The organism is Hyphococcus lacteus (assembly GCF_041058985.1).
Taxonomy (GTDB): domain Bacteria; phylum Pseudomonadota; class Alphaproteobacteria; order Caulobacterales; family Parvularculaceae; genus Hyphococcus; species Hyphococcus lacteus.
On sequence record NZ_JBEHZE010000002.1, the window covers coordinates 104,417 to 127,611 of the forward strand.

Genomic DNA, 23,195 nt, shown 5'->3' on the forward strand with positions numbered 1-23,195 from the left:
GTTGTCCTCCCCTTAGGGCAACACCTAGAGTTGAATGGTTAAACAAAAATAACCACGCTCAAGCAATGAGGAACAATGTTTATGCTTTCACTACCCTTTGCCCCGCGTTTTGGTCTTGCCGGGTCTGGCATTCTTCTCGATGAAATCAATTAGCTTATCTGCAACATCAATCCCTGTTGCTCTTTCAATTCCCTCTAAGCCCGGAGACGAATTCACCTCCATCACCACAGGGCCATGATTTGAACGCAACAAATCGACACCACAAAAGTTCAACCCCATCGCTTTGGCGGCACCAACGGCGGTCGAGCGTTCCTGCGGTGTAATTTTTACCTTCTCGGCCGTGCCGCCGCGGTGAATGTTTGAGCGAAAATCACCTTCTTTACCTTTGCGTTTCATGGTCGCAACAACCTTCTCGCCGACAACGATACATCGAATATCTTCGCCGCCCGCCTCTTTGATAAACTCCTGCACAAGAATGTTTGTGTTCACGCCACCGAAAGCTTGAATGATCGACTCAGCGGCTTTTTGCGTCTCACCAAGCACGACCCCAATGCCCTGAGTGCCCTCAAGCAATTTAATAATGACAGGTGCACCGCCAATCATATCGAGAATTTCATCCGCCTGACTGGTTCGATGCGCAAACACGGTAACCGGCAGGCCAATACCTTTACGTGCCAACAACTGCAATGAACGAAGCTTGTCACGCGATCTCGAAATCGCCACGGATTCATTCACCGGATAAACGCCCATCATCTCTAATTGGCGAAGAACCGCAGTACCGTAAAAGGTCACAGATGCCCCGATACGCGGGATGACGGCATCAAATACCGGTAGCTCTTCGCCGCGATAGCGCACAGTCGGCCGCAAAGACGTGATGTTGATATAACAACGCAAATGATCGACCACATCAATTTCATGTCCACGGGACGTGGCCGCATCGACGATACGCTTATGCGAATACAAATCGGCGTTTCGACACATTAGCGCTAAATTCATCGTCGAACTCCTATCTTCTTCATCGGTCGAGCAAATAAGAAGCGCCCGGATCAATCATAAACTTCCGACGCAAGGCGTCCCGACCTATCAACAAGCGAAACCCCATGGCGTCACGATTAGTTAAAGTCAAATCTATTTTTAGGGTGGCTTCTCCCATCTTTAAATGGGTTTCCACCACGTACCGTTCTTCTTCTTGGCCATTAGAACTGCGGATGATTCGCCTTCCTGCAATCGGCACACAACATAACACCTCGGGTCGTTTACGGCGTTGAACCGGGTGGAGGTAAAATTCAACATGCGGCACCCCTTCGATCAGAACTTCCTTAATCTTGAATGCGTGAATCGCAGATGACTTAGCGCCCGTATCTATCTTTGCATTGACATGGTGTACCTCCAAATCTGGAAGGTCTACCCATTCACGCCATCCTATTAACGTACGCACACGCTTTTTCTTTTTGTGCTTGACCGGTGCAACCTCGTTCATAACAAACCCTGCGAACGCAGCATTTTAATTCTTGCCGCACCAATACCAATCTCCGCAAGGATGTCTTCCGTATGCTGACCTGATGCCGGAACTGTTCCGGGATCATCGGGAATCACACCATCAAAGCGCGGTGCTGCGACGGCTTGTAACACGCCGTCAATTTCTCGTAACGAATTGCGGGCCTTCATGTGCTCGTGCGATTGGGCTTCTGTGGGACTCAATATTGGCGCAAAACAAACGTCAGTCCCTTCCAGCTTATCGGTCCAGTAATCTCGCGGCTTGGTCGCAAACAACGCTTTCAGCTCTTCTTTAAGCGCAGGCCACTGCGCAGCGTCATATTGCGCCAAGAATTTGTTATCTTCCCCAAGACCTAAACGCTCTATAAGTTCCATATAAAATTTAGGTTCCAACGGCCCAATGCTGATCCAGCCACCATCTGAACATTGGTAGGCACCATAAAAATGGGCACCATCTAACATACTTTGCCCACGCTTATCGGGCATTCCGCCCACAGCACGCAGTGAGTAGATTAAATTCATCATATGAGCAGAGCCGTCGACAATCGCGGCATCAACAACAGTCCCCTCACCGGACTCGCGCGCGCGCATCACACCCGCTAGAATACCAATGGCAAGATAAAGCGCACCACCACCAATATCACCGACCAAGGTTGGCGGCGGAACCGGCGCATCACCCGCATTTCCCGCATACCACGCTGCGCCTGACAGGGATGCATAGTTGATGTCATGCCCTGCATTTTGCGCAAACGGTCCAGTTTGCCCCCATCCAGTCAACCGTCCGTAAACTAACTTCTTGTTGCGCTGATGGGCAATCTCGGGCCCAAGCCCCAAACGTTCCATCACCCCAGGACGAAGGCCCTCGATCAATGCGTCCGTGTTGGCTATGAGTTCTAAAGCAATTTCTTTTGCCGCATCTTGCTTAAGGTCAAGCACAATCGACCTTTTGCCGCGCTTGTAAATTTCGGCCGGTGCCGCACCGGACTTGCCTTTGCGTTCAACCAAAATGACGTCAGCACCTAAATCGGCGAGCAACATGCCGCAAAACGGTGCCGGTCCTAATCCTTCGAATTCCACAACTTTGACGCCAGAGAGAACACCCATTCCAAACCCCTAGAAAACATGTGCAGTGACTACATCACTAATGCGCATGATTCCGACCGAGGCAAGAAATAAGGGTGTTACTCAGCTGCATGAATATGGTGGGCTGATGCATTCTCATGCAAACGACGACCACCATTAAAGACAAATCCTTCAACTCCGGGCACATAGAGCATGTTGGTGAGCCGCCCGGTCATGGCCACATAGGTCCCGTCTTGCGAGCCACGCATACAAACATGTGGCAAGCCAATCACCTCGCCCAGTTGGGAAAGTGACCGCTCACCCACAGAGCGAAATTGTGACATGTCATCAGGGTGCACAATTTCCTTGGTGGTTTTTCCTAATAACAATCCCGGCGATATATTAAATGCCTTTTCAGCCGAAGGGCTGGCATAAATTATTTTCCCCTCGGGTGAAAAAATAAATGTGACATCCAACGAAGATTCAACAAGCGCGCGGAAACGTTGTTCAGCAGTATGCGCATCATCAACACGTCGGCGCAGAACCGATAGAAGCTTTTCGTTCTTGGTATGCAACAAAATTGAACGGTCAATCATGCGTTGAGTGACAAGCGCTAGATAGGTTGTCGCCAGGCCATAAATACCAATTATCGCAGCAACACCAATTCCATTAATGCCCATTGTAACCGCATACGTTGCCGCAAGAGGAAGCAGCGCCGGAATATTGAACGCCAGCACCGCACGCCACGAAGCGCCCGCAGAAACAATCGCAGCGGCCGTCATTCCCGCAATTATAAAAGGAAGAATTGCATGATCAATTACACCGTGCACAGAAAAAATTGGTCCCAACGCACCCCAAAGCGAACCATTCAGCGCCATAAAAATTAGATGCAGTCGGGCAAAGCGAGAAAGGTTTCTTGCGGAAACGCCGCTAACTTTAAACTTTAGCCAAAGGCCCGCACGCAAAACGGCTACACCCAAGACTGCCCCAGCCCAAACGAACAAAACCCTGTGCTCAACGATCGACCAAGCGATAGCAAGAACGATCAGCGCATTCGCAATGCTCGCAAAAATCGCAACGGGCGCACCCCGGAATAGAAGTGCCGCTCGTTCGACCTTAATCTTAACTGACTCGACCTGTGTAAGCCCTCTTAAGTGGGCTTTCCGGCTCGACACTTGAGAAACTGCCGACTGCAATTCCGCAATCATAGGCGCTCCTTAATTGTCCCCGCTCTCCCGTATGAGAACACATTCGCAGCGTACAGAAAACTAAAAGTTGCAAATATTGGCCCCTTAAATTTTCCCCTTATTTTATTTTTATCAAATATTTCAATGCCCTAGAGGGCGCGCCTTCAACGCCGCACTTCACAGGCGACTTTTAGGAAAGCATATTTCCCTTTTTGACCAATATGTTAGCGCCGAAAAGGCATCTCAAAAACCCGAATCTACATACAAAAAGATATTGGTTGCAACGCAACAAAGCGCTAAAACGCGCTCCTAAATGACAACCGGATTCGGAATATGAGCACATTCTCGCCGTCTGACGCCCTATCACGCATTAAACCATCACCGACCATGGCCGCGACGCAAGCCGCCCGGGACCTAAAAGCTGCTGGCCGCGACATCATTTCGCTGGGGGCTGGCGAGCCTGATTTTGACACGCCCGATTTTGTGAAAGATGCAGCGATCAACGCAATCCGCAACGGTAAAACCAAATACACAGCTGTTGATGGCATCGCGGAATTAAAACAGGCCATCGTTGCGAAGTTCAAGCGCGACAACGGTCTCGATTACGACACGACACAGATCACGGTCGCACCCGGTGGCAAGGCTGTACTTTATAATGCGCTCGTCGCAACCATGAATCGCGGGGACGAAGTGATCATCCCTGCCCCTTATTGGGTTTCATATCCTGACATGGTTCTTTTAACAGGTGGCAAGCCAATCATTGTTGCCGCCGGAGCAGAAAGCAATTTTAAGCTGACGCCCGAAGCACTTGAGAAAGCAATTACCCCCAAAACGAAATGGTTCATTTTTAATTCGCCATCGAACCCCACGGGTGCCGCCTATACGCGAGAAGAAGTAAAAGCCCTTACGGATGTTCTTCTAAAGCATCCTCATGTTTGGGTGATGTCAGACGATATGTATGAGCATATCGTCTATGATAATTTTGAATTCGCCACCCCTGCACAGGTCGCACCAAAACTTTATGACCGTACACTGACTGTAAATGGCGCATCAAAAGCATATGCCATGACGGGATGGCGTATTGGATTTGCAGGCGGGCCGTTGCCGCTCATAAAGGCAATGGCAAAAGTCATGTCGCAATCAACCTCCAACGCATGTTCAATCAGCCAATATGCAAGTGTGGCTGCGCTGAACGGTGATCAGTCATTTCTCGCGGCACGGAATGACGCGTTCAAAACGCGCCGGGACCTCGTGGTTGAAATGCTTAATGACGCAACCGGTATTGAATGCGCTCGTCCGGAAGGGGCATTTTACGTTTACCCATCATGCGCAGGAACAATCGGCAAAAAAACGCCGGAAGGCGTCATTATTGATAGTGACGAGACCTTCACAAGTGAGTTATTAAATGCCGAAGGCGTTGCAGCGGTCTTTGGTGCAGCCTTCGGGCTTTCCCCTTTCTTTCGGGTATCATATGCCGCCGCTACTGAGGAGCTACGTGACGCATGCACACGAATTCAACGATTTACGGCGTCACTTCAGTGACCCCTTGTATCGACTTAATCGAAGGATCACTTTGAAATTATCAATTTGATTGAACTAATTTGACACCCTATGTGTTGACCAGAAACATGAGATTAGAGGAGAACACTCAGATGTCGAAAATTGATATTGGTTTGGACGAAAACGCACGAAAAGCAGTTGCCGAGGCGCTGAATGCCACCCTCGCCGATACGTATTCACTCTATATGAAGACTCACTCATATCACTGGAACGTGACTGGACCACAATTCCACACACTGCATGTGATGTTTGAAGAGCAATATCGCGAAATGTGGGCCGCACTTGATGAAGTCGCAGAACGTGTCCGTGCGCTAGGCGTGTTCGCCCCCACCAGCGGTAAACAGTTTGCAGACCTTTCCGCTATTGAAAGCGCCGACACTAGCCCGCCGAAAGCGGCCGACATGGTTGCAAACCTTTTGGCTGATCACGAAACACTTATCAAACGCGCACGCGCGGGCCTCTCCACTGCCGAAGAGGCGGGAGATGCGGCGAGTGCAGACCTTCTAACAGTGCGTATTCAATCGCATGAAAAAACAGCTTGGATGTTAAGAGCAATGAACCAATAACATTTGAGAATAAAAAGACCCGCAAAAGCGGGTCTTTTTTTTGTCTCCACCACCCCACACTATCTCCTTTTTCTATTTGACGAACACCACTCGCGAACCTTCAGCAAGCTGATCAGCCGAAACGAAAACACAATATATGGCCGACCTCCCCGTCACTATCAAACAGCTACAATATTTACTCGCCATTGGCGAACTCAGACATTTTCGAAAAGCCGCGGAACGATGCGGGATCAGCCAGCCATCACTAAGCGTTCAGCTTTCCAATCTTGAAGAATCCCTCGGCATCAAACTCGTCGAGCGCAGCCGTTCAGGCGTTGCATTAACGCCAATTGGGCGAGAAGTCGCCGATAGAGCGCGCCGTGTAATTGACGAATCGCGCAGCATTGTTGATCTAGCCAAAGACGCCAAACATGGCCTTAGCGGGACAATCAGGCTCGGGTCTAAGCCGACGCTCGGCCCTTACCTACTGCCCCACGTTGTGGCCACCCTTCATAAACAACATAAAGATTTGCGCCTCTATGTACGCGAGAACAGCCCGCGGGAACTAGAGCATGAACTGACAGCTGGTATCCATGACCTGATACTGGCGCAATCACCAGTTGAAAGCACAGAACATGTTACATTCGAATTGTTCCGCGAGCCTCTCTATCTTGCCCTCGCCAGTGACCATCCGCTTGCGCAACAAGCAAAAGAAAAGAAAGCCCTGCCCGTCGCCGCTTTAAAGGGCTTAGATATGCTTTCCTTGAACCCACTTTACTATCTCAATGACCAAGTAAATGCCCTGTGCCAAGAACACGGCGCACATCTGCTGAAGGATTACGAAGGAACAAGCCTCGACGCATTACGCCTAATGGTCGGTATGGGAATGGGGGCCGCATTTCTTCCTGCGCTTTATGTTCATTCTGAAATTAAAGCGCGGTCTGAAATCGTCGTTATACCTCTTAAAGGTCGTCGAATTTATCGAACGATTTGTCTTGCTTGGCGCAAAAGCGCGGGGCGCGCACGCGCATACAACGAACTCGGACACGTAATCCGCAATGTCGTCCGCCGAAAATTTGATGACTTGGTCGTCCCTGAATAACGTGAATGTGACCATTGTTAAATTAACTGAAAATTCCGATCACCATCTAGTGTAGAAATTTTTCGATAGTTTTTTTCTATCAGAATTTTTCACTTTTCCCGATTGCGGTATGCCGAGTATTTCCCCATTTATCACAACATAATGAAGCGCTTTTTTTCACCCTATGCCCCCCGAAAAATGCGTTTCACCTGGCTCCGTTCCCGCACAGAATGGAGCCAGGACCTTATGCTTGTGTTCCAGTTTATCTGGGTAGTAACAAAAAGGGTCCCTTGCTTATGCCGCAATTTGCAGCCGGTGTCGTAAAATTCCAATCAGAAGTTTACCCCCATAAAAAAGAGCTTTTTGAAAAACTCAGTCGAGGTCAATCTCCTGAAGCGCTTTTCATTACATGCTCTGACTCGCGTGTCGAAACCGCGATGATCACTCAAACAGAACCGGGTGAACTATTTATTTGCCGCAACGCAGGCAACATCGTCCCTCCCCACACAAATTTTACCGGCGGTATGACTGCATCTATTGAATATGCAGTTGCAGTTTTAAAAGTGCCGCACATTGTTGTCTGTGGACACACCGAATGTGGCGCCATGAAAGGTGCAATGGATCCCAACTCTCTAGAAACATTGCCCCACGTAAAAGAATGGCTGGGCTATTCCAAAGCGGCCGTTGATATTGTCAAAGAAGTTGGCATCGAATCCTCGCCAGAGGAGCAAATGAGAATGCTGTTAGAGCGCAATGTCGTTCTACAATTGCAACATTTGAAAACGCATCCGACTGTGGCGACACGGCTCGCGAAAGGTGATCTCACACTACATGGTTGGCTTTATGATATCAAAAGTGGCGACGTCACCGCTTATGATGAAGCTAAAAATACTTTTCTAAACGTTACTGAACGCTACGCCGCTGAAATGGCTGCATTAGCAACCTCATCTGCTCACTGCGCAGCATAAAGAATACGATCAGCCCCCGGAGAACTGTAATGAAATTACTCGACACTTCGCATTTGCGCGGTGACGTCTTTGGCGGGCTGACCGCTGGGATCGTTGCCCTCCCTCTGGCACTTGCCTTTGGTGAGGCCTCCGGTGCCGGACCAATTGCCGGATTATGGGGAGCCGTGTTCGTTGGCTTCTTCGCCGCTCTTTTTGGCGGTACCAAAACACAAGTTTCGGGCCCGACCGGACCAATGGTTGTGGTCTTTGCGGGAATATTTTCCTCACTTTCAGGCGAACCGGCATTAGTCTTCGGCGCTGTGATCCTTGCTGGGATATTTCAAATCCTGTTCGGTGTGTTTCGATTCGGACAATATATTCGTCTTGTGCCTTATCCGGTTATTTCCGGATTCATGAGCGGCATTGGCTGTATCATTATTGCGCTCCAGCTATCGCGTCTATTCGGACACGAACCAACAGAATCCGGAACGATCCCCGCTCTTGCCTCCGTCCCGGAGGCGATTGCTAATCCAAACATTGCTGCACTAACGATTGGTTTGGTTACGCTCGCGGTGATTTTCACTTGGCCGAAAAAACTCGGGAAATTTGTTCCTGGCGCATTGGCCGCTCTTGTCATTGGTACGCTTTTAAGCCTTGTTCTAAAAGGCGCGCCAATTCTTGGTGATATTCCTACTGGCTTACCCAGTTTTGCCCTGCCTGCCTTTACTCAAAGCTCTTTTATTATCGTCGTGGAGGCTGCGTTCATCCTCGCCATCCTTGGCGCTATCGATAGCCTTTTAACGTCTCTCGTTGCCGATAATATGACGCGTGATCGCCACAACTCTAATCGTGAATTGATCGGCCAAGGAATCGGCAACACCGTTGCGGGTTTCTTTGGTGCCATTCCCGGCGCTGGTGCTACGATGCGTACTGTCGTAAACATCAGAAGCGGCGGCGTGACCAAAATATCGGGTATGCTGCACTCTCTTATTTTGGTTGTGATAATTCTTATCGCTGCACCGTTAGCGTCGCAGATACCTCACGCAGTACTTGCCGGTATATTGGTCAAAGTTGGCTACGACATTCTCGATCTTGCTTATCTTAAACGTGCCCATAAGGGCCCTCGCTGGGATCTGGCCTTGATGGCGTTGGTACTTGGACTGACGGTCTTTGTTGATCTAATCACGGCAGTCGGTGTTGGAGTCGTTCTCGCAGCGCTCGCGTTCGTCAAGAAAATGGCAGACGACCAACTTGTTGCCTTTGGCGAAACCCAACCACGCATCACTACCGAAGAAGAACGCACGATCCTAAAGACGGCGGGTGGTCGCGTAACTATGTTTGATTTCGGTGGACCACTTAGCTTTGGCGCGGCGGCCGACCTTGGTCACCGCGTACGAGAACGCGTAAAAGACCATACCAGCGCAATCATCCTCGACTTTTCACGCGTTCCTTTTATTGATGTGTCTGCCGCACGCGCCGTTGAAACCATCGCTTGCGACGCAAAACAATCCGGGAAACGAGTTTACGTAAGCGGTATGAGCGAAGAAGTACGCAACGTACTCTCCGGCCTTAATGCTGATCATTGCCTCGCAGACGACAATCGATTTGAAAATCGTCTGGAAGCGTTGAAAGATGCTGCGCAATGGGTTGCGGAAAAGCACACGGATGAAATGCCGAAACTCGCCTCACCCGCAAGCGCCTAATCCGCTGGCGCGGGCACGTCCTGCCCAAGAAAATAGCCGAGCAACGCAACATGGCGGGCTGTCCGCATCATCGCATCGATATCGGCCCATTCATCGGGGTGGCCCCGCTGACCACCTCGCTCGCCGCCCAACCCGATGGCCGGTGTACCATTAGCGATCGCGATGTTGAGGTTCGCAGAACCCGCGTCGTTCAGTGCTGGCTCTAGCCCCAAACGTTTCGAAATCGCCACGGACCAACGCACGAGATCGCTTTCGAGTGCGCCGGGAATTTGCCCTCCTGGCGTCATGTTCTCTGGCACCATCGTCAAGGAGACCGATGTTTCCGCGGCAACATCTCTTAGAATTTTTCGAACGTCACTTTCGATTTCTTCAATCATAGGCGCATCGAGCGAGCGAATGTCGAGCGAGAACCACCCCTTGGGTGGTTTGTGGTTGAACACCTTACCACTATTTAGAATCGCAACATTCACCCGGGTCATCCGGTCTTCATATTTACGCGGTTGCGGCAAATCAAAAATCTGATCAACAGCGCGGGCGATACCTTGGTTGATATTTGGCAGTCCTCCACGCAAGGTGTGTCCGGGCGGCCCTTCGGCGACCACTTTCCACCAATGAATACCTAGCGCACCATAGCTAATGCTGCGTCCGTCACCCAATACGTCCACAAATAGAATCGCATCATCTTTATACGTATCATAAAGCGCACGCATTCCATTTAATCCAGTTTCCTCTTGAGAAACAGCGGCAAAGATAACATCATGTTTCGGTTTGAAATTTGCTTTCAATAGCGACCTTGCCGCAGCAATAATTGCAACCGTCGTTGACGACGTGTTCGATCCGGGTCCTTCGACCCGGCCACCAGCGATATTCAATGGCGCATTTCGCTCTCGCTGGTGTTCGGCTACTGTTTTAAGGTCATCAAGCGTCGAGACAAAAATGATGGCTTTGCCCGAACGACCTGGTATCCGGCCTATCACATTAAGGTCTTCCGTGACCTTCACATTGTTGAGGCCGATCTCACGCATCTTATCCGCAACTTTCGCCGCGCGCTCATCTTCCTCGCCTGACGGCGACATGATACTACCGACCTCGACCAACATCGTTGTTGCTTCATTTTCAAACCCAGCTACATCGCGCTCAATTGCGGCAACGGCTTTGTCGGAAAATGAATCCGTTGCGCTCGCCGGCTGTGCCGTAAAACTTAACGCCGCAGTCAGCATACCCAACGATAATGCGGCCGCTCGCTTTAACTGGCACTTTTGATATTCTGAGAACATTCCTCACCTTTCAAATCATACTGATTTGGCAATGTCCGCATAAAAACAGTGAGAGAGTCAAATTCTATAATATCTATGTAAAAACAATGCTTTATTGCGTGCGAAATGCGCACAAACAAAGAATCAAATACCCCACGACAATCGCATAAAGCAAGCTACATAATGACCATACCGACAAAGGTGTTCGCTCACTGTATCGCAAACAGCAACAAGGTAATTTTTAGAATTGGTGCCCCGGACGGACTCGAACCGCGGACTTACTGATTACAAATCGGGATTGGGCCGTATCCAGCTGTCTATGCTCGTCTCAAGTCGCTGTAATTACTAACCGTCGTGTCTACACTGGTCTACACACGACTATGTTCGCTTGAATTCACAATGAAAGTTATCCTCACGCGCAGCATACTCATGTTATGCATAAAATGGCGCCATCGACGAGGCCTGGGGTGTCAAAATGGCGCCCAAAAAACAGTGTGCAGACAAGGCGTTAAGTGCACCTATGCACCAAAACGCCGTTGCGCTTTATATTGCCGTGAGCCAAACTCATCTAAAAACCCGATGAACGCGTAGATGAAGGTCATCATTTTCACGGACCACCTCATTGACTTCAATGCCGTCTGCGAGCTCGATTGAAAGCACAATTTCGTCAGATGAATGGGACGAAAGGCCACTCGCGATTTCGGGATGGTGCTCTAATTCACCGAGAATCGTAAAAACTTCACCATGAAGCGAGCCAGTTCGTCCGGTAACCTGAAACACCAAATCGACGGGCATCAACATCTGCAAGCACGGTATACCAAATATCTCCTTAGCGCTCTGCTCATCATAATATAAAACTTGAGAACGACGTGATAATCGAGTGGGACCAGTAACGCTGATCTTTCTGTCAGATGCGTCGCTACTCTCCAAAATTGTTTGCAATTCATCTAACGAAACCGTCTCATATTCCATCATGTTTTTGTCTTCCACGGTGGCACAAGCATTGATGCCAACCACAAAAAACAGTGCCAAGGAAATTCTCTTCAGTCTCATAAAAGCGCCTATCTGCTGCACACGGGAGCACGTCCAGCAAGCATGGGTGGGTTGAGCGCTAGCGATACCCGCCCTACCGGCCGAACGCCGCTTCTGTTCAGCACGTGGGGCTTTTCTTCTTCTACTGAGAATCAATATTGTCAGAATTATCGAGGACATATGGTCTGTACATCAACTTTGTAGAGGCAATATCATATTCATACTGCAAAAAACATCCAACTACCGGCGTCGCCCCGATTAATGCCGGTGACTTAAGAACGGTCCGCCCCTCTGCATCGACAAATGCACCGGGTACATTGGTCGGGTCCGGCTTAAATCTATTTTTGACAGTTATAAAAATAGTAGAGCCAGCATATCGGTAGAGAAAAATATGGTTTTGTATTCTAAAACCTTCACATCGCCCCTCATTAACTTCAATATCATTTATAATCTGTGTCCAAATCTCTATAACTTGGCCGGGAGCACCGCCTTTCAAATCCTCCGGCACACTTTCTGCCAACCCGGTTTCGATAAAATATTTGTCAAGTTCCTCTATAGTCCAATTCCTCGGCAGCGTAGCGTCGCTATAACTCGCACATCCCGTTGCAAACCCGAAAATGGCAACTAGCAGTAACAACGGTCTAAACTTCAATTTCATATCTTTTTACATCTTCCGTATGATGATGGCCTAATAAAACACATATTCCTATTTCTCGCACCGACCGCCCATTGCCCCGCCTTATGGCCATCATTTCTGTTCACTCAGAATGGACCTTCTTCCAAATTCCCTGGATGCGAATGCACTATATCTTCTATGTCTCTTTGGGCGATACCGAATGGAAGTCGAATCAGCGCGTCCACATATTCTGGCGAACCACTTGTCGTAGGGTTAGCAAACCCATACCCCCCCCCGGTCGCAGGATCTTGAAATGTTGCAGTGTGCCACTCATTACCATCATCAAGCGTTTCGCTGACTAATCTTCCTGCAGCTGCAGCAAGAGACTCAGCAGGTAAATCGAAGCCGTATTGACGGTTTGATCCATTGTATGATGCCCTGAATGCACGTCCGACAGCGCGGTTATTAGGTTGATTGGAAGTTACGTTATTTGCAATCTTTACACTATAATTATCGGTAAACACTTCGCCAATAGCTTGGTCGATAGCCACGGCTTGAACAACGCCTGAAGTATCAGTGGTAAACCCACCCGTACTCATGCAAGTCCCGTCGGCATTTGTTAAGCGAGAACCGGTACACATCCCGCTCGTGTCTGTCGCATTGATAGGATCATTGCCGACATAGGCAAAAACCGCTTTTTGCGCTTATCGCCGCTTCACGTCGTACTGTTGATTGATCATCGCAACTCCGTAGAAGCTGCTAAAAATGGTCCCCTCAGCGCAAAACTACGACGAATTCATTGCCAATGATATTTCGTCGTAGTGACAATTGGTCGGTTGCACGTGTCGAAAAGAAGCAGTTACTACCTTTTTTCGGGTACGCGGACCCGTCGATCTATGCAATACCCTCTACTTTTCAAAACTGCACAAATCGGCCATCTGGCCCGGAAGTTCCGTGGGTGCCTTTACAACGGAACAAGCCAATTCATATAATGTGACGCCGGATTGTGTAAAATCGACATACATTCGTATTCGGGGAATGTCACCGGTTTTGGTCACAGCGGAAATAACAGCGCCTACTGATGGTGTTTGTTCAAGGCATTCACCAGAGATTAGTTCTGTGTGATTTATCAGTTCGAAAATATTCTTAATCTCTTCGGCGGCGGCTACATTTGTACCGTTAAATTTCGCGGATTCAAATGTCACTTCTGGAGGACCTGATTTTGTCGGTCCCACCGAGCGAATTGAGAACTCCGCGTCTAATGTCTTACAAATAAATCGATGTGTTTGAACATATTCTGGCGTATACGATGTTACGATTGGGGGTGGCTGCTCTGCGTTCGAATGGCCACAACCAACCAAAGAGACAGCGAGCGTGAAATACGAAAGAAAGCCACGCAGATCGGTTTTTTTCATTTTGAGTTCCTCATAAATTAGCAGTCAGCACTCCGTCACTCCATATCGCAATGTCCAAATCTTGCAGATCGACGGGATACCCCTCAGTGCTGGATTGCGTCCGCCGTAAAAGGATATTTGATTGTGCGTTTGTCGGTCAGCGCGCCCCCACGGGATTCCGCTCGGATGATTGTGTATCGCCCCTAAAATATTGCTGTAGTTGGAGTAGAGGAAATCTTCTAGTTCAGGGTTACTATCAACTTCACTTCCCCCCAAGAGGTCGGACCTTTTGACATCTCCGTCTTCGTAGTAGACAGCGCCGCCCCATTCAAACCGCCTCTCTTCGTCACTCAAATCGCTTATTTCGTCGCCAATTTCGTCCAACAAATCTTCAGTCTCATCAATCACTTCGCGTCCGACCCGGGTCTGTTGTCTGCGTGACGCATCAGGCGCAACAGCTGCGCCGACTTGCTGATATGTGCTCTGCCGGTGCATTCCTTGTGCGACGCCGTTTGCCCCTGTGGTGAACCCGCCAGTACTGGCGCAAGTGCCGTCGTCGTTCGTAATCCTGGAGCCGGTGCACATCCCGTTCGGATCGATCCCATTCACCGGATCATTGTGGACATAAGCATAGAGGTTCATCTGATCCTCATAGCCGATGGGGTCCGTTTGTAAGAACCTCCCTGTTTCCGGGTCGTAATAACGGGCTTTATAATAATACAAGCCCGTCTCGGGGTCGAGCTTTTGACCCGTGAACCGGCCCGCGTGCGAAGGCGCGCAAAACTAAAATGGGAACCTGGGCGATGCCCCGCAACAATGTTGTTATATTTCGTCAGATTACCAATGGTCCATTTAGCGGAAAACTTGTGCGTTAAAGTCTCAACACACAAATTTCAACATCCGCCGTGATCGCTAGTTATTGTTGGCGGTTTTTTCGACTGCGGACCAAACCCGGAGGGCGTTCTCTCCCAGCACTTTTCGAATTTCTTTATCAGAATATCCGCGATCTATCATTTCCTGAATGAGAACAGGAAGGCCGCTCACATCTTTTAGACCTGTTGGTAAGGTATCCCCCACCCCGTCAAAGTCAGAGCCAAGACCAACATGATCAATTCCCACCAAGTCCCGCACGTAATCGATGTGGTCAACGACATCACTGACACCCGCGAATGGAACTTCGACATTAATATCGAACCACTTTCGAAACTCGGAATATACCAAAGCGGTATCGCTTAAACCACGCTCTGCGCGATAATCTACATAGGCTTGATCACGTCCTAAACGACGCCCACTTCCATCTTTTGTTAGAAAGTGGGTACCAAAGTTAATCATGATCACCCCATTATTTTCGGCTAGGCGCTTGATCATGTCGTCGGTCATGTTTCTTTCGAATCCCGGCGTAAAATGGCGGGCACCCGAATGAGATGCGATCACTGGTGCTTTTGATATTTCAATTACGTCAAAAAATGCGTCATCGGAGATGTGGCTCACATCAACGATTACGCCAAGCTCATTCATTTCACGGACCAATACCCGCCCAAAGGGTGAAAGACCGCCCCAGCGCTTATCATCGTCATAACTGGAATCAGAGATATGGTTCGCTTTCGAATGGGCGAGCGTTATATACCGCACACCACGATCATAGAAATGGTGTAGATTTTCCAAATCACCTTCTATCGGCGAGCCATTTTCCATCCCAAACGCGAACGAAACCTTCCCCGCTTTCGCAGCTTTACGCACATCTTTTACTGACGTCGAAATAGTAAATTTATCTGGGTACTGTTGAGTTAAGCCTTCCATTACCCCGATCAGTATGTCGGCCCGGGCCTTGGCACCGCCAGTTTCTTCAAAGTGGGAACTTACATAGATCGACATAAACGGCGCATTAAACCCTGCGCGGATAGCGCGATCAAAGTCAAAATTGGTAGCCCCACCATTATTGATCGGATCGACACCGCTTTCTAATAGCTGAGATGGAAAGTCGACATGGCCGTCAACTATGATGGCACTTTGCGCTAGCTCGACCGCACGATCAGAAGGCACAGGTAATACACCCTCATCCGCCGCTTCAGCTCCGACATACGTAATCGTTGCTAAAAGCAATCCGTAAATCATGCCCTTACGAGTTTTGATATTTCGTACCATCACATTTTCCTTGTCAGCTTTCTACCGCACAGCCATTCACGTATTTTTGGACCTTCGGTCTTCAATATCTGAAAGCACCGTCGTCCAAACAAGGTCGCCCATGACGTTGACTGTGGTGCTCCCCATATCAATCAGCCGATAGATCCCCGCTACGATACCAGCGACCTCAACAGGTAAGCTGAACGCTTCGACAAAGATCAACGCGATCACCAAACCGCCGCCGGGAATTCCACCGGACCCTTCGGATAACAAAAGCCCAATAAGCACTATCGTGACGGCCTGCATCAATGAGAATTCTACACCGGCGGCTTGGGCCGTAAACAGCAACACCGAAGCTAACATGATGGAGGTTCCATCTTTGTTTAGCTGTGCGCCAAGCGGCAGGGTAAAACTGTAAACGCTCTGTGGTAGTTTTAACTTCTTTTCGGCTACGTCCATGGCAACAACCAGACTTGCCAAGCTACTGCACGTAGCGGCGGTTGTCGCATAGAGAGAAGCTGTGGTTTTAAGCCATTGAATCGGGTTTCGCCGTGATAGAGAAACGAGCAAAACCATATAAAAGCCCATCATCACAAATTGTGTGAACCAAACCGACCCAATAAACCGTGCGAGCGGGCCAAAGATTGCGCCTCCATACTCACCCACCGTATTTGCTGCCAATGCCCCGACCCCAATGGGTCCGAAATACATCACGATACCAACTAATTTTCGAAGCAACTCAGCGATAAGCGCAAAAACGTCTTGAAGTTTTTCTTTCTGTCCGGCCGGTAGCAAAAGGGTTGTGATCCCTATGAATATCGCGAAGACGACGACCTGTCCGATGTTTCCTTCTGAGAATGCCCGAAAGATATTTTCGGGAAACAACCCTAAGATTACGTCCGTAACAGCGGGAACATCGCCAAAATGTTCACTGACTTCTTCATTAAGGTGCATGCCTCGGCCAGGCTTAAACAAGCTAACCATGGTTAAACCGAGCGTTAAAGCTGCTGCGGTTGTCGTTAGGTAATAGGCAAATGTCCGCATACCAAGACGACCAAGAATTGCGATGTTCTGTAGGCTGGTTATGCCCGCAATCAAATTGAAGAACACCAGAGGCACAGCGGCCATAAGCAACAGCTTAATGAATAGCTCACCAAGTGGCGCAACGATCGTTGCTTTTTCTCCGAAGATGACACCGGCTGAGATTCCTATTCCCATCCAGATAAGAATCTTCAGCCCTAAAGACCTATTTGTATAAAAACCAAAAAAGCCATTATCCTTCCGGACTTCGGAAGAAATATTTGCACTAGTCATCAGCCAGAATCTCTATGCTACGATCCATAAGAATGTCGTAATAGGTGTCAAAATTATCGCGCGTTAGTGGAATAAATTCATCCACTGGGGATGGATCGCCCTCTACGATGCGACCACTTGGGGCAATAGTATGACCAATAGACCACATGTAGTTCACAACGGGTTCGGACGTGCCGGGCCAAGTTAGTGTTTCAGTCCATTCCCAAGTGTTTGAATAGCCCCCCGCCGGCATACCCAACATAGTGCACAAATCATTGTCAGCGACGATTGAGGCAAACTGATCAAGGTGGGATCCACCTCGTGGGCTTAACCAGCAAACCATATCACCGGTAAAATGATCCGCTGCCGGATATAGTATACCGTCGGAATAGTCTGGCGCATGAGCAGATTTAAACGGGACGTTATTTGTATATGCCTGCCCTGCTTCAATTCCTTTTGTGACATCACCAAGAAGCCAATCGATAAGCCATGAACCGTCATCAATCAGTTCGACCGAACCATCAGACATCGTTTTCGCTTGATCGAATAGAGCTTTTCGCTCCGCAATGAAGTCATCCGTAATGTCACTTATCCGGAGATTTCCAAACGTCGTCTTGAAAGGTTTGGGCTGTAAGCGTTGAATAGCATACGCTCCGCGACCGCCACCGCGAGAGAACGTTCCATCCCAGATCACATCATGATCCAGCAAGTTTTCTTGTTTTGCGTAGGCAACAACTGCATCCATAGCCACAACGATATCATCGCGGAAGCCGTACCAATCGAAGATTACCTGATTTTCTCCATTCTCCGAACGATAAAAATCAAATGAGTCAAAATCTAAGACTTTTTTAAAACCGTCATATCGTTGTGCACCAACCCCACTAAACGCAACATCACCTTTTTTAAGATAAGGTAGCGATACAGAATATTGTCTTCCGCGCTTAGGTTTTAAGGTCAACGTAAGCTCGTCTTGGTAAAATTCCGTAGGCAACACTGACGATTTCTCATTGAGCGACATTGCATATCGCATCAGAAAACCGGCTTCGGTTGAAGCGCGATGATAGGGTCGTGTTTTTTCCAGATATTCGGCAACCGGTTGACCGTTAATTTCAACGACTTGATCACCCGGTTTTACCTTCTTTGCACCATCTAAACTCGCGAGATTGGTAGAGACGTCAAAGACAAAAAATGTTGGTTCTTCCTTACTAAAATCATGCATGAATTGCACTGGTGCAATAAGTGTTGGCCGTTGCTCAACTTCTAAACCACCATCGACAGCCGTCACCTTCAAATGACGGTCATGACGAGAATTTGAGAGCATGGTAATGGCGTAGTAAAGGTCCTTGTCGGTCTCAGCTTCTATAAACTTTTTCCGAAGGGGTTCGAATGCCGCCGGATATGTAACGCCGTAATTCTCGTTTTTAACTGGGGACCATGCTTCCCGCTCCATGGTTTTTGCAACGATGCTTTCGAACAACGCTTCACGATCAGCCTCTGTTTTGATGTCTGCTAGCGCTGGAAAAGACAGCAAACCAAGCAGAGCTGGGGTAATAGCCAAAGTTTTCTTCATCATAGTCCCCTTTTCAATTTTTCTACAAATTGAGCTATGCGCTCAATTCCCGTTGCAATATCTACATCCGACTTAACGCATGTTACGCGAACATAATTATCCCATTCGGGACCGAAGCTTTTTCCAGGTACCGTAGAAACGAAATGTTCATTCAACAGACGATTTGAGAAAGTTTCACTATCCACCTCTAAATCATCGATTTTTACCCAGCCATAGAAACCACCCTCTGGCATTGCGCATTGCAGGCCGTCCATCCCGTTCAGAGCAGTTGAAACAAATTCACACCGCCTCTCCCACTCACGCCACACTGTTCGTTTCAATTTGGACGTAATATGTGACGACAGTGCACTTATACCAGCGCGTTGGCCGACCGAACTTGCGCATGTCATAATGTGTGCTTGTATATCTGACATCTTAGCGATGATTTGATCTGGTCCATAAGCATAGCCAATTCGCCATCCGCCCATTGAATAGCTTTTGGTCATCCCCATCATTCCGACGGTCCGCTCCCGCATACCTGAAAGGCTCGCGATCGGCAGGTGTTTGCGCCCGCCCCATGTAACGGCTTCGTAAATCTCGTCGGCAAACACCATGAGATTATGTTCGCGCGCGACTGACGCAATGATTTCAAGATCATCATTTGTGTGCACCACGCCCAATGGATTGTGCGGAGAGCAAAACAATATTGCTTTTGTTCGAGGGGTTACCGCGGCCGAGAGTTCATCTTTATTCCAACGGAAATTATTTTCCGCTCGCAAACAAACAGGCTTGACCACGCCGCCCAGCAATTCAATCGTTGGGCCATAACTTACGAATGCCGGGGATTCGATAATTACCTCATCGCCAGGATCAATCAAAGCTGACAACCCGAGAACAAGAGCGTTCTTGCACCCTAGCGTCGCCTGTATTTCCGTTGCTGGATCATAAGACAATGCGTTATCGCGTTTGAGTTTTTCCGAAACTGCTTCGCGATAGCTCGACATCCCGCGAGCAGGTGTTTGATGCGTATCACCCTCGTCTAGTGCTTTTTTTACCGCATCACAAATCTCGGTATCCGTCGCTTCGGATGCGCGGCCGGCCGACATATCGACAACGTGGTGTCCTTGCTCTTTTAATTGAGTTGCAATATCGGCAAACCTTACAGTTTGCGACGGCAAAAGTGCACGTGAGCGGTTCGATAACACTTGATATCCTTTGAACTGTTAGAATATTAAATGGCTGTGACGGAATAACCTTTGTTCCATCACAGCCAAATGCACATTTTTAGAAGCGCATTTTTACGCCGCCATAAAAGAAGCGACCGGTTAGATCATAGAGCGTGTGATGGTTATCATCAGCATTGCCCACATTACCCGTTCCATAGAGCAATGGACCTTGATTGTTCGTGATATTGTTCACGCCGACATAAAGTTGCGTTTCTTCACCACCGAACACACCCGGAATGTCATAACTCACCCGGAGATTATGCGTCAGTTCGCGATCAAGGAACAATCCGATTTTGTCATCGCAGTTGTTGAATTGTTCGCACGCCGTCAATCGCGTACGGCCATTATCATCATTCAACATCGAACCGACAAGCAGCGTTCTCCATGATGCTTTTAACGGACCATTCTGCCAACTCATCGCGAAGCGAGCAGTGAATTTTGGCGTACCCAACAAACCTAGCTCATCATCAACAAACGTTGTCGTTGTTCCTGGTACTGGTGCCTCTTCTTCAAATTGAAGAACACGTGAAAGCGTACCTGTGAAACTAACGTCACCCGGCACAGCGTTCAGCAGCGGAGCACCAGTGTCCGAGGGCGTGAACCGATATGCAACCGTTGCATCAATCCCTTTTGTGCGCAGTTGATTGATGTTTAGCGAGGTCTCGCGAACTTCTTGTAATTGGCCAGTCACCGCATCACGAACCGGAATTGAACAAGACGGTGTTCCGGAGAAATCGCCAGAGGTATAACAAATATCAAGAATATCATCGGCGGAAATTTCACTAATCGCGCCATCAATTTTGATACTGTAATAATCCACCGCAACTTGAAGCCCCGGTATAAAGCTTGGAGTAAAGACACCACCGGCAGTAATCGTGTTCGCGGTTTCTTCAGAAAGCGCGCCATTGCCGAAGGTCGGTTGCTGAACCTGAACCATCGGATCAGTAAAGGACCCCAGTGCTGAAATCACGCCGGCAACGACCGGATCTTGACGGCAAGTATCATCAAACGCCCCGACGGATGATGCAGTTACACCATCACATGGATCAGGCAGTCCGCTTTGTGAACCAAGACCACGGCTGAAGAGTTCAATATTGTTTGGCGCTCGGTTGGCCTGGGCAAAGACGCCACGGAAGACGACACCATCAACTGGTTGCCACGAACCGCCACCTTTAAAGCTGACAACGGAACCCACTGTTGAATAGTCACTTAGGCGGACGGCCCCTTCGATTGAAAGACTTTTTGCAAATGGCGCATCTGCCAACAACGGAATTACGACTTCTGCAAAGCCCTCATGTACGGACTGCTCACCATCTTGATTGACTTGCTGCGTAACCGTACCGCCACCTGAAGTGGAAATTGGGTCCCACCGTGTACGACTGCGCTCTTTTCTAAAGTCATACCCAGCGGCAACACTTACGGGGCCAGCCCATAACTCAAACGGCGTACCCGTTATCCACGCACTCGATGTTGTTGTGCGGTTCCGTGCGCGAAGCTGATCTCGCAAGATAAGCCAATCGGCCTGCTCTTGCGTGACTGACCCGAGCATAAATGGGTTGAGCGGAACACAACCGGCATTGCGCGCGAATTCATTAGCGCATTGCAGACCTAAACTTGGGTTTCCGGCATCAACATATTCCGCATTGATTGCATTTTGGTAATTTGGAATTACGAGATCGCCACCACGGCTCTGTGAACGGCGAAACTCTCCGTATCCAAAGTTTACTTCATAAGACCAGTCGTCAGATAAGTCGCCTTTGAACCCAGCCCACATACGCAACGTATCATTCTCTGCCTCACGATAGCGATTACCAAACTCGCTCCAGCGACGGCGGAAAAAGACGTCGTCATTTCCTAACTCAACCGCGTCATCGAAAATTTCCTGTGGAACAAACGGGTGTGGCGTAACACCATCTGCTAGGAATATTGGAAAGTCCGCGCCCAACCGAGAGCTATTCGCGGTGTCAGGTGATCGTTCGGATTTCGTTGAAATGGTTGAATATTGCGCGCTAGCGAAAAATGTTACCTTATCGGTCAGATCGTAATTGACTTTACCAGCCATCAAGAACCGCTCGCGCGGAATAGACACCGTCTCAGGTCCGCGCTCGTCAAAGCCGTTTACTGAAGTACTATAATCCGGCGTAAGCGCGCCTGTACCGCCATTATCAAAGAACCAATAGCTTGTGTCTTCGTCAGGGTTTAGCAAATCACCACTATTGCCACCAAACAAACCACCTGGAATGTTACTGCTTAGGCGCGGCCTTAGCTCATCCGGATCACCATTTCGATTTTCGACGAGACCCAAATTATAAAGCGTTTTGTCGCGCTGACGCCCGTAAATCGGCTGTTCTTTATCATACTCGAACGAAAACATTACGTTTCCGCGGTCATCGGCAAAGTTGGAACCACCCGCGATCGTTATTCCGTACTCAGTGTTTCCACCTTCCTGCGACGTCCCAACACGGCTTTCAAAAGAAAGGCCTTCAAAATCATCCCGTAGAATGACGTTAATGACACCGGTTACCGCGTCTGAACCATAGACCGCAGAAGCGCCACCGGTAATAACTTCCACACGCTCAACAAATGCACTTGGAATTGTCGAGAAACTAACCGTGCTACCGGAAGAAGAATTACCAACGGTACGCCGACCATCAATCAATGTCAGCGTTCGCTCCGCCCCGAGGTTACGGAGTGAAACCGTAGAAATACCACTATCTTGCGTACTGGATTGCGAATTTTCAGATGTGATCCCCGCGGATACAGCCGGAAGCTCGACGATCGCCTCCCCTAACTCATTCGCACCGGTAATTTCTAGTTGCGCCGCATCGAGTGTTTGCGCCGGAACCGGAAGCGAAAATTCCGTTCGCTTAATTCGCGTACCGGTGACCACAACCGTGTCACTCTGGGCGGCGTCATCCGCGCTTTGGGCCATTGCTGACAACGGTGCCATCCCGCTGACAGCAACGACCGCAACGATCGCGGACGAATTCAAAAAAAACGATTGAGCCCGCCTTTTGGTTAGAAACATGCTAGTACCCCTCTTTGTTAATGCGCGATTTTCTGCTAATTTTCCACGCACAGCCTTGATAATCACCTGTCGCAAAATGCGCTTGTTTTTTGACA

19 protein-coding genes and 1 pseudogene are annotated in these 23,195 nt (G+C 49.0%); 5 read left to right on the forward strand and 15 right to left on the reverse strand.

Going from position 1 to position 23,195, the window contains the following annotated elements; genetic code table 11:
- Positions 1 to 90: 90 nt before the first annotated feature.
- The 4 genes from rimK to ABFZ84_RS13935 form a co-directional block, all read right to left on the reverse strand.
- Positions 91 to 996: a 30S ribosomal protein S6--L-glutamate ligase gene (gene rimK, locus ABFZ84_RS13920; protein WP_369314688.1), complete on the reverse strand. Its 906-nt coding sequence runs from the start codon at positions 994 to 996 to the stop codon at positions 91 to 93.
- Positions 997 to 1,015: 19 nt separating this feature from the next.
- A complete protein-coding gene (locus ABFZ84_RS13925; protein ID WP_369314689.1) occupies positions 1,016 to 1,480 on the reverse strand; it encodes an ATP-dependent zinc protease family protein in 465 nt (154 codons plus the stop codon).
- Positions 1,477 to 2,601: a CaiB/BaiF CoA transferase family protein gene (locus ABFZ84_RS13930; RefSeq protein ID WP_369314690.1), complete on the reverse strand. Its 1,125-nt coding sequence runs from the start codon at positions 2,599 to 2,601 to the stop codon at positions 1,477 to 1,479. The genes ABFZ84_RS13925 and ABFZ84_RS13930 overlap by 4 nt, the downstream gene beginning before the upstream one ends.
- Positions 2,602 to 2,678: 77 nt before the next feature.
- Positions 2,679 to 3,767, reverse strand: a complete 1,089-nt coding sequence (locus ABFZ84_RS13935; RefSeq protein ID WP_369314691.1) for a PAS domain-containing protein — start codon at positions 3,765 to 3,767, stop codon at positions 2,679 to 2,681.
- Between the two features lie 312 nt (positions 3,768 to 4,079).
- On the opposite strand from ABFZ84_RS13935, the gene ABFZ84_RS13940 reads away from it, so the two are divergent.
- The 5 genes from ABFZ84_RS13940 to ABFZ84_RS13960 all read left to right on the forward strand — a co-directional run bounded on the left by ABFZ84_RS13940 (position 4,080) and on the right by ABFZ84_RS13960 (position 9,582).
- Entirely contained in the window at positions 4,080 to 5,288 is a 1,209-nt protein-coding gene (locus ABFZ84_RS13940; protein WP_369314692.1) for a pyridoxal phosphate-dependent aminotransferase, read from the forward strand.
- 110 nt (positions 5,289 to 5,398) lie between these two features.
- The gene (locus ABFZ84_RS13945; protein WP_369314693.1) at positions 5,399 to 5,872 is read left to right on the forward strand and encodes a Dps family protein; all 474 of its coding nucleotides are present in this window, start codon (positions 5,399 to 5,401) and stop codon (positions 5,870 to 5,872) included.
- A 136-nt stretch (positions 5,873 to 6,008) separates the two neighbouring features.
- Complete coding sequence (locus ABFZ84_RS13950) at positions 6,009 to 6,953, forward strand: hydrogen peroxide-inducible genes activator (RefSeq protein ID WP_369314694.1); 945 nt, start codon at positions 6,009 to 6,011, stop codon at positions 6,951 to 6,953.
- A gap of 275 nt (positions 6,954 to 7,228) precedes the next feature.
- Positions 7,229 to 7,900: a carbonic anhydrase gene (locus ABFZ84_RS13955; RefSeq protein ID WP_369314695.1), complete on the forward strand. Its 672-nt coding sequence runs from the start codon at positions 7,229 to 7,231 to the stop codon at positions 7,898 to 7,900.
- Positions 7,901 to 7,929: 29 nt separating this feature from the next.
- The gene (locus ABFZ84_RS13960; protein ID WP_369314696.1) at positions 7,930 to 9,582 is read left to right on the forward strand and encodes a SulP family inorganic anion transporter; all 1,653 of its coding nucleotides are present in this window, start codon (positions 7,930 to 7,932) and stop codon (positions 9,580 to 9,582) included.
- Here the strand turns inward: ABFZ84_RS13960 and ABFZ84_RS13965 are convergent.
- The 11 genes and pseudogenes from ABFZ84_RS13965 to ABFZ84_RS14015 all read right to left on the reverse strand — a co-directional run bounded on the left by ABFZ84_RS13965 (position 9,579) and on the right by ABFZ84_RS14015 (position 23,100).
- A complete protein-coding gene (locus ABFZ84_RS13965) occupies positions 9,579 to 10,859 on the reverse strand; it encodes a M20 family metallopeptidase (RefSeq protein WP_369314697.1) in 1,281 nt (426 codons plus the stop codon). The two genes, ABFZ84_RS13960 and ABFZ84_RS13965, sit on opposite strands and share 4 nt — an antisense overlap.
- Before the next feature lie 543 nt (positions 10,860 to 11,402).
- On the reverse strand, positions 11,403 to 11,891 hold the full coding sequence (locus ABFZ84_RS13970; protein ID WP_369314698.1) for a hypothetical protein: 489 nt from the start codon (positions 11,889 to 11,891) through the stop codon (positions 11,403 to 11,405).
- Positions 11,892 to 12,012: 121 nt separating this feature from the next.
- Positions 12,013 to 12,528 carry a hypothetical protein gene (locus tag ABFZ84_RS13975; protein WP_369314699.1) on the reverse strand — a complete coding sequence of 172 codons (516 nt, stop codon included), beginning with the start codon at positions 12,526 to 12,528 and terminating at the stop codon, positions 12,013 to 12,015.
- Positions 12,529 to 12,632: 104 nt separating this feature from the next.
- Positions 12,633 to 13,085: a hypothetical protein gene (locus tag ABFZ84_RS13980; protein WP_369314700.1), complete on the reverse strand. Its 453-nt coding sequence runs from the start codon at positions 13,083 to 13,085 to the stop codon at positions 12,633 to 12,635.
- A 309-nt stretch (positions 13,086 to 13,394) separates the two neighbouring features.
- Positions 13,395 to 13,901 carry an META domain-containing protein gene (locus tag ABFZ84_RS13985; protein WP_369314701.1) on the reverse strand — a complete coding sequence of 169 codons (507 nt, stop codon included), beginning with the start codon at positions 13,899 to 13,901 and terminating at the stop codon, positions 13,395 to 13,397.
- A 24-nt stretch (positions 13,902 to 13,925) separates the two neighbouring features.
- Positions 13,926 to 14,630: pseudogene (locus tag ABFZ84_RS13990) on the reverse strand (RHS repeat-associated core domain-containing protein); the annotation flags it as partial.
- A 162-nt stretch (positions 14,631 to 14,792) separates the two neighbouring features.
- A complete protein-coding gene (locus ABFZ84_RS13995) occupies positions 14,793 to 16,025 on the reverse strand; it encodes a dipeptidase (protein WP_369314702.1) in 1,233 nt (410 codons plus the stop codon).
- 36 nt (positions 16,026 to 16,061) lie between these two features.
- Positions 16,062 to 17,318 carry a dicarboxylate/amino acid:cation symporter gene (locus tag ABFZ84_RS14000; RefSeq protein ID WP_369314703.1) on the reverse strand — a complete coding sequence of 419 codons (1,257 nt, stop codon included), beginning with the start codon at positions 17,316 to 17,318 and terminating at the stop codon, positions 16,062 to 16,064.
- A complete protein-coding gene (locus ABFZ84_RS14005) occupies positions 17,311 to 18,870 on the reverse strand; it encodes a hypothetical protein (RefSeq protein ID WP_369314704.1) in 1,560 nt (519 codons plus the stop codon). Before ABFZ84_RS14005 ends, ABFZ84_RS14000 begins: the two co-directional genes overlap by 8 nt.
- Positions 18,867 to 20,051 carry a pyridoxal phosphate-dependent aminotransferase gene (locus ABFZ84_RS14010; RefSeq protein WP_369314705.1) on the reverse strand — a complete coding sequence of 395 codons (1,185 nt, stop codon included), beginning with the start codon at positions 20,049 to 20,051 and terminating at the stop codon, positions 18,867 to 18,869. Before ABFZ84_RS14010 ends, ABFZ84_RS14005 begins: the two co-directional genes overlap by 4 nt.
- Positions 20,052 to 20,130: 79 nt before the next feature.
- On the reverse strand, positions 20,131 to 23,100 hold the full coding sequence (locus ABFZ84_RS14015) for a TonB-dependent receptor plug domain-containing protein (protein ID WP_369314706.1): 2,970 nt from the start codon (positions 23,098 to 23,100) through the stop codon (positions 20,131 to 20,133).
- Between the last annotated feature and the right edge of the window lie 95 nt (positions 23,101 to 23,195).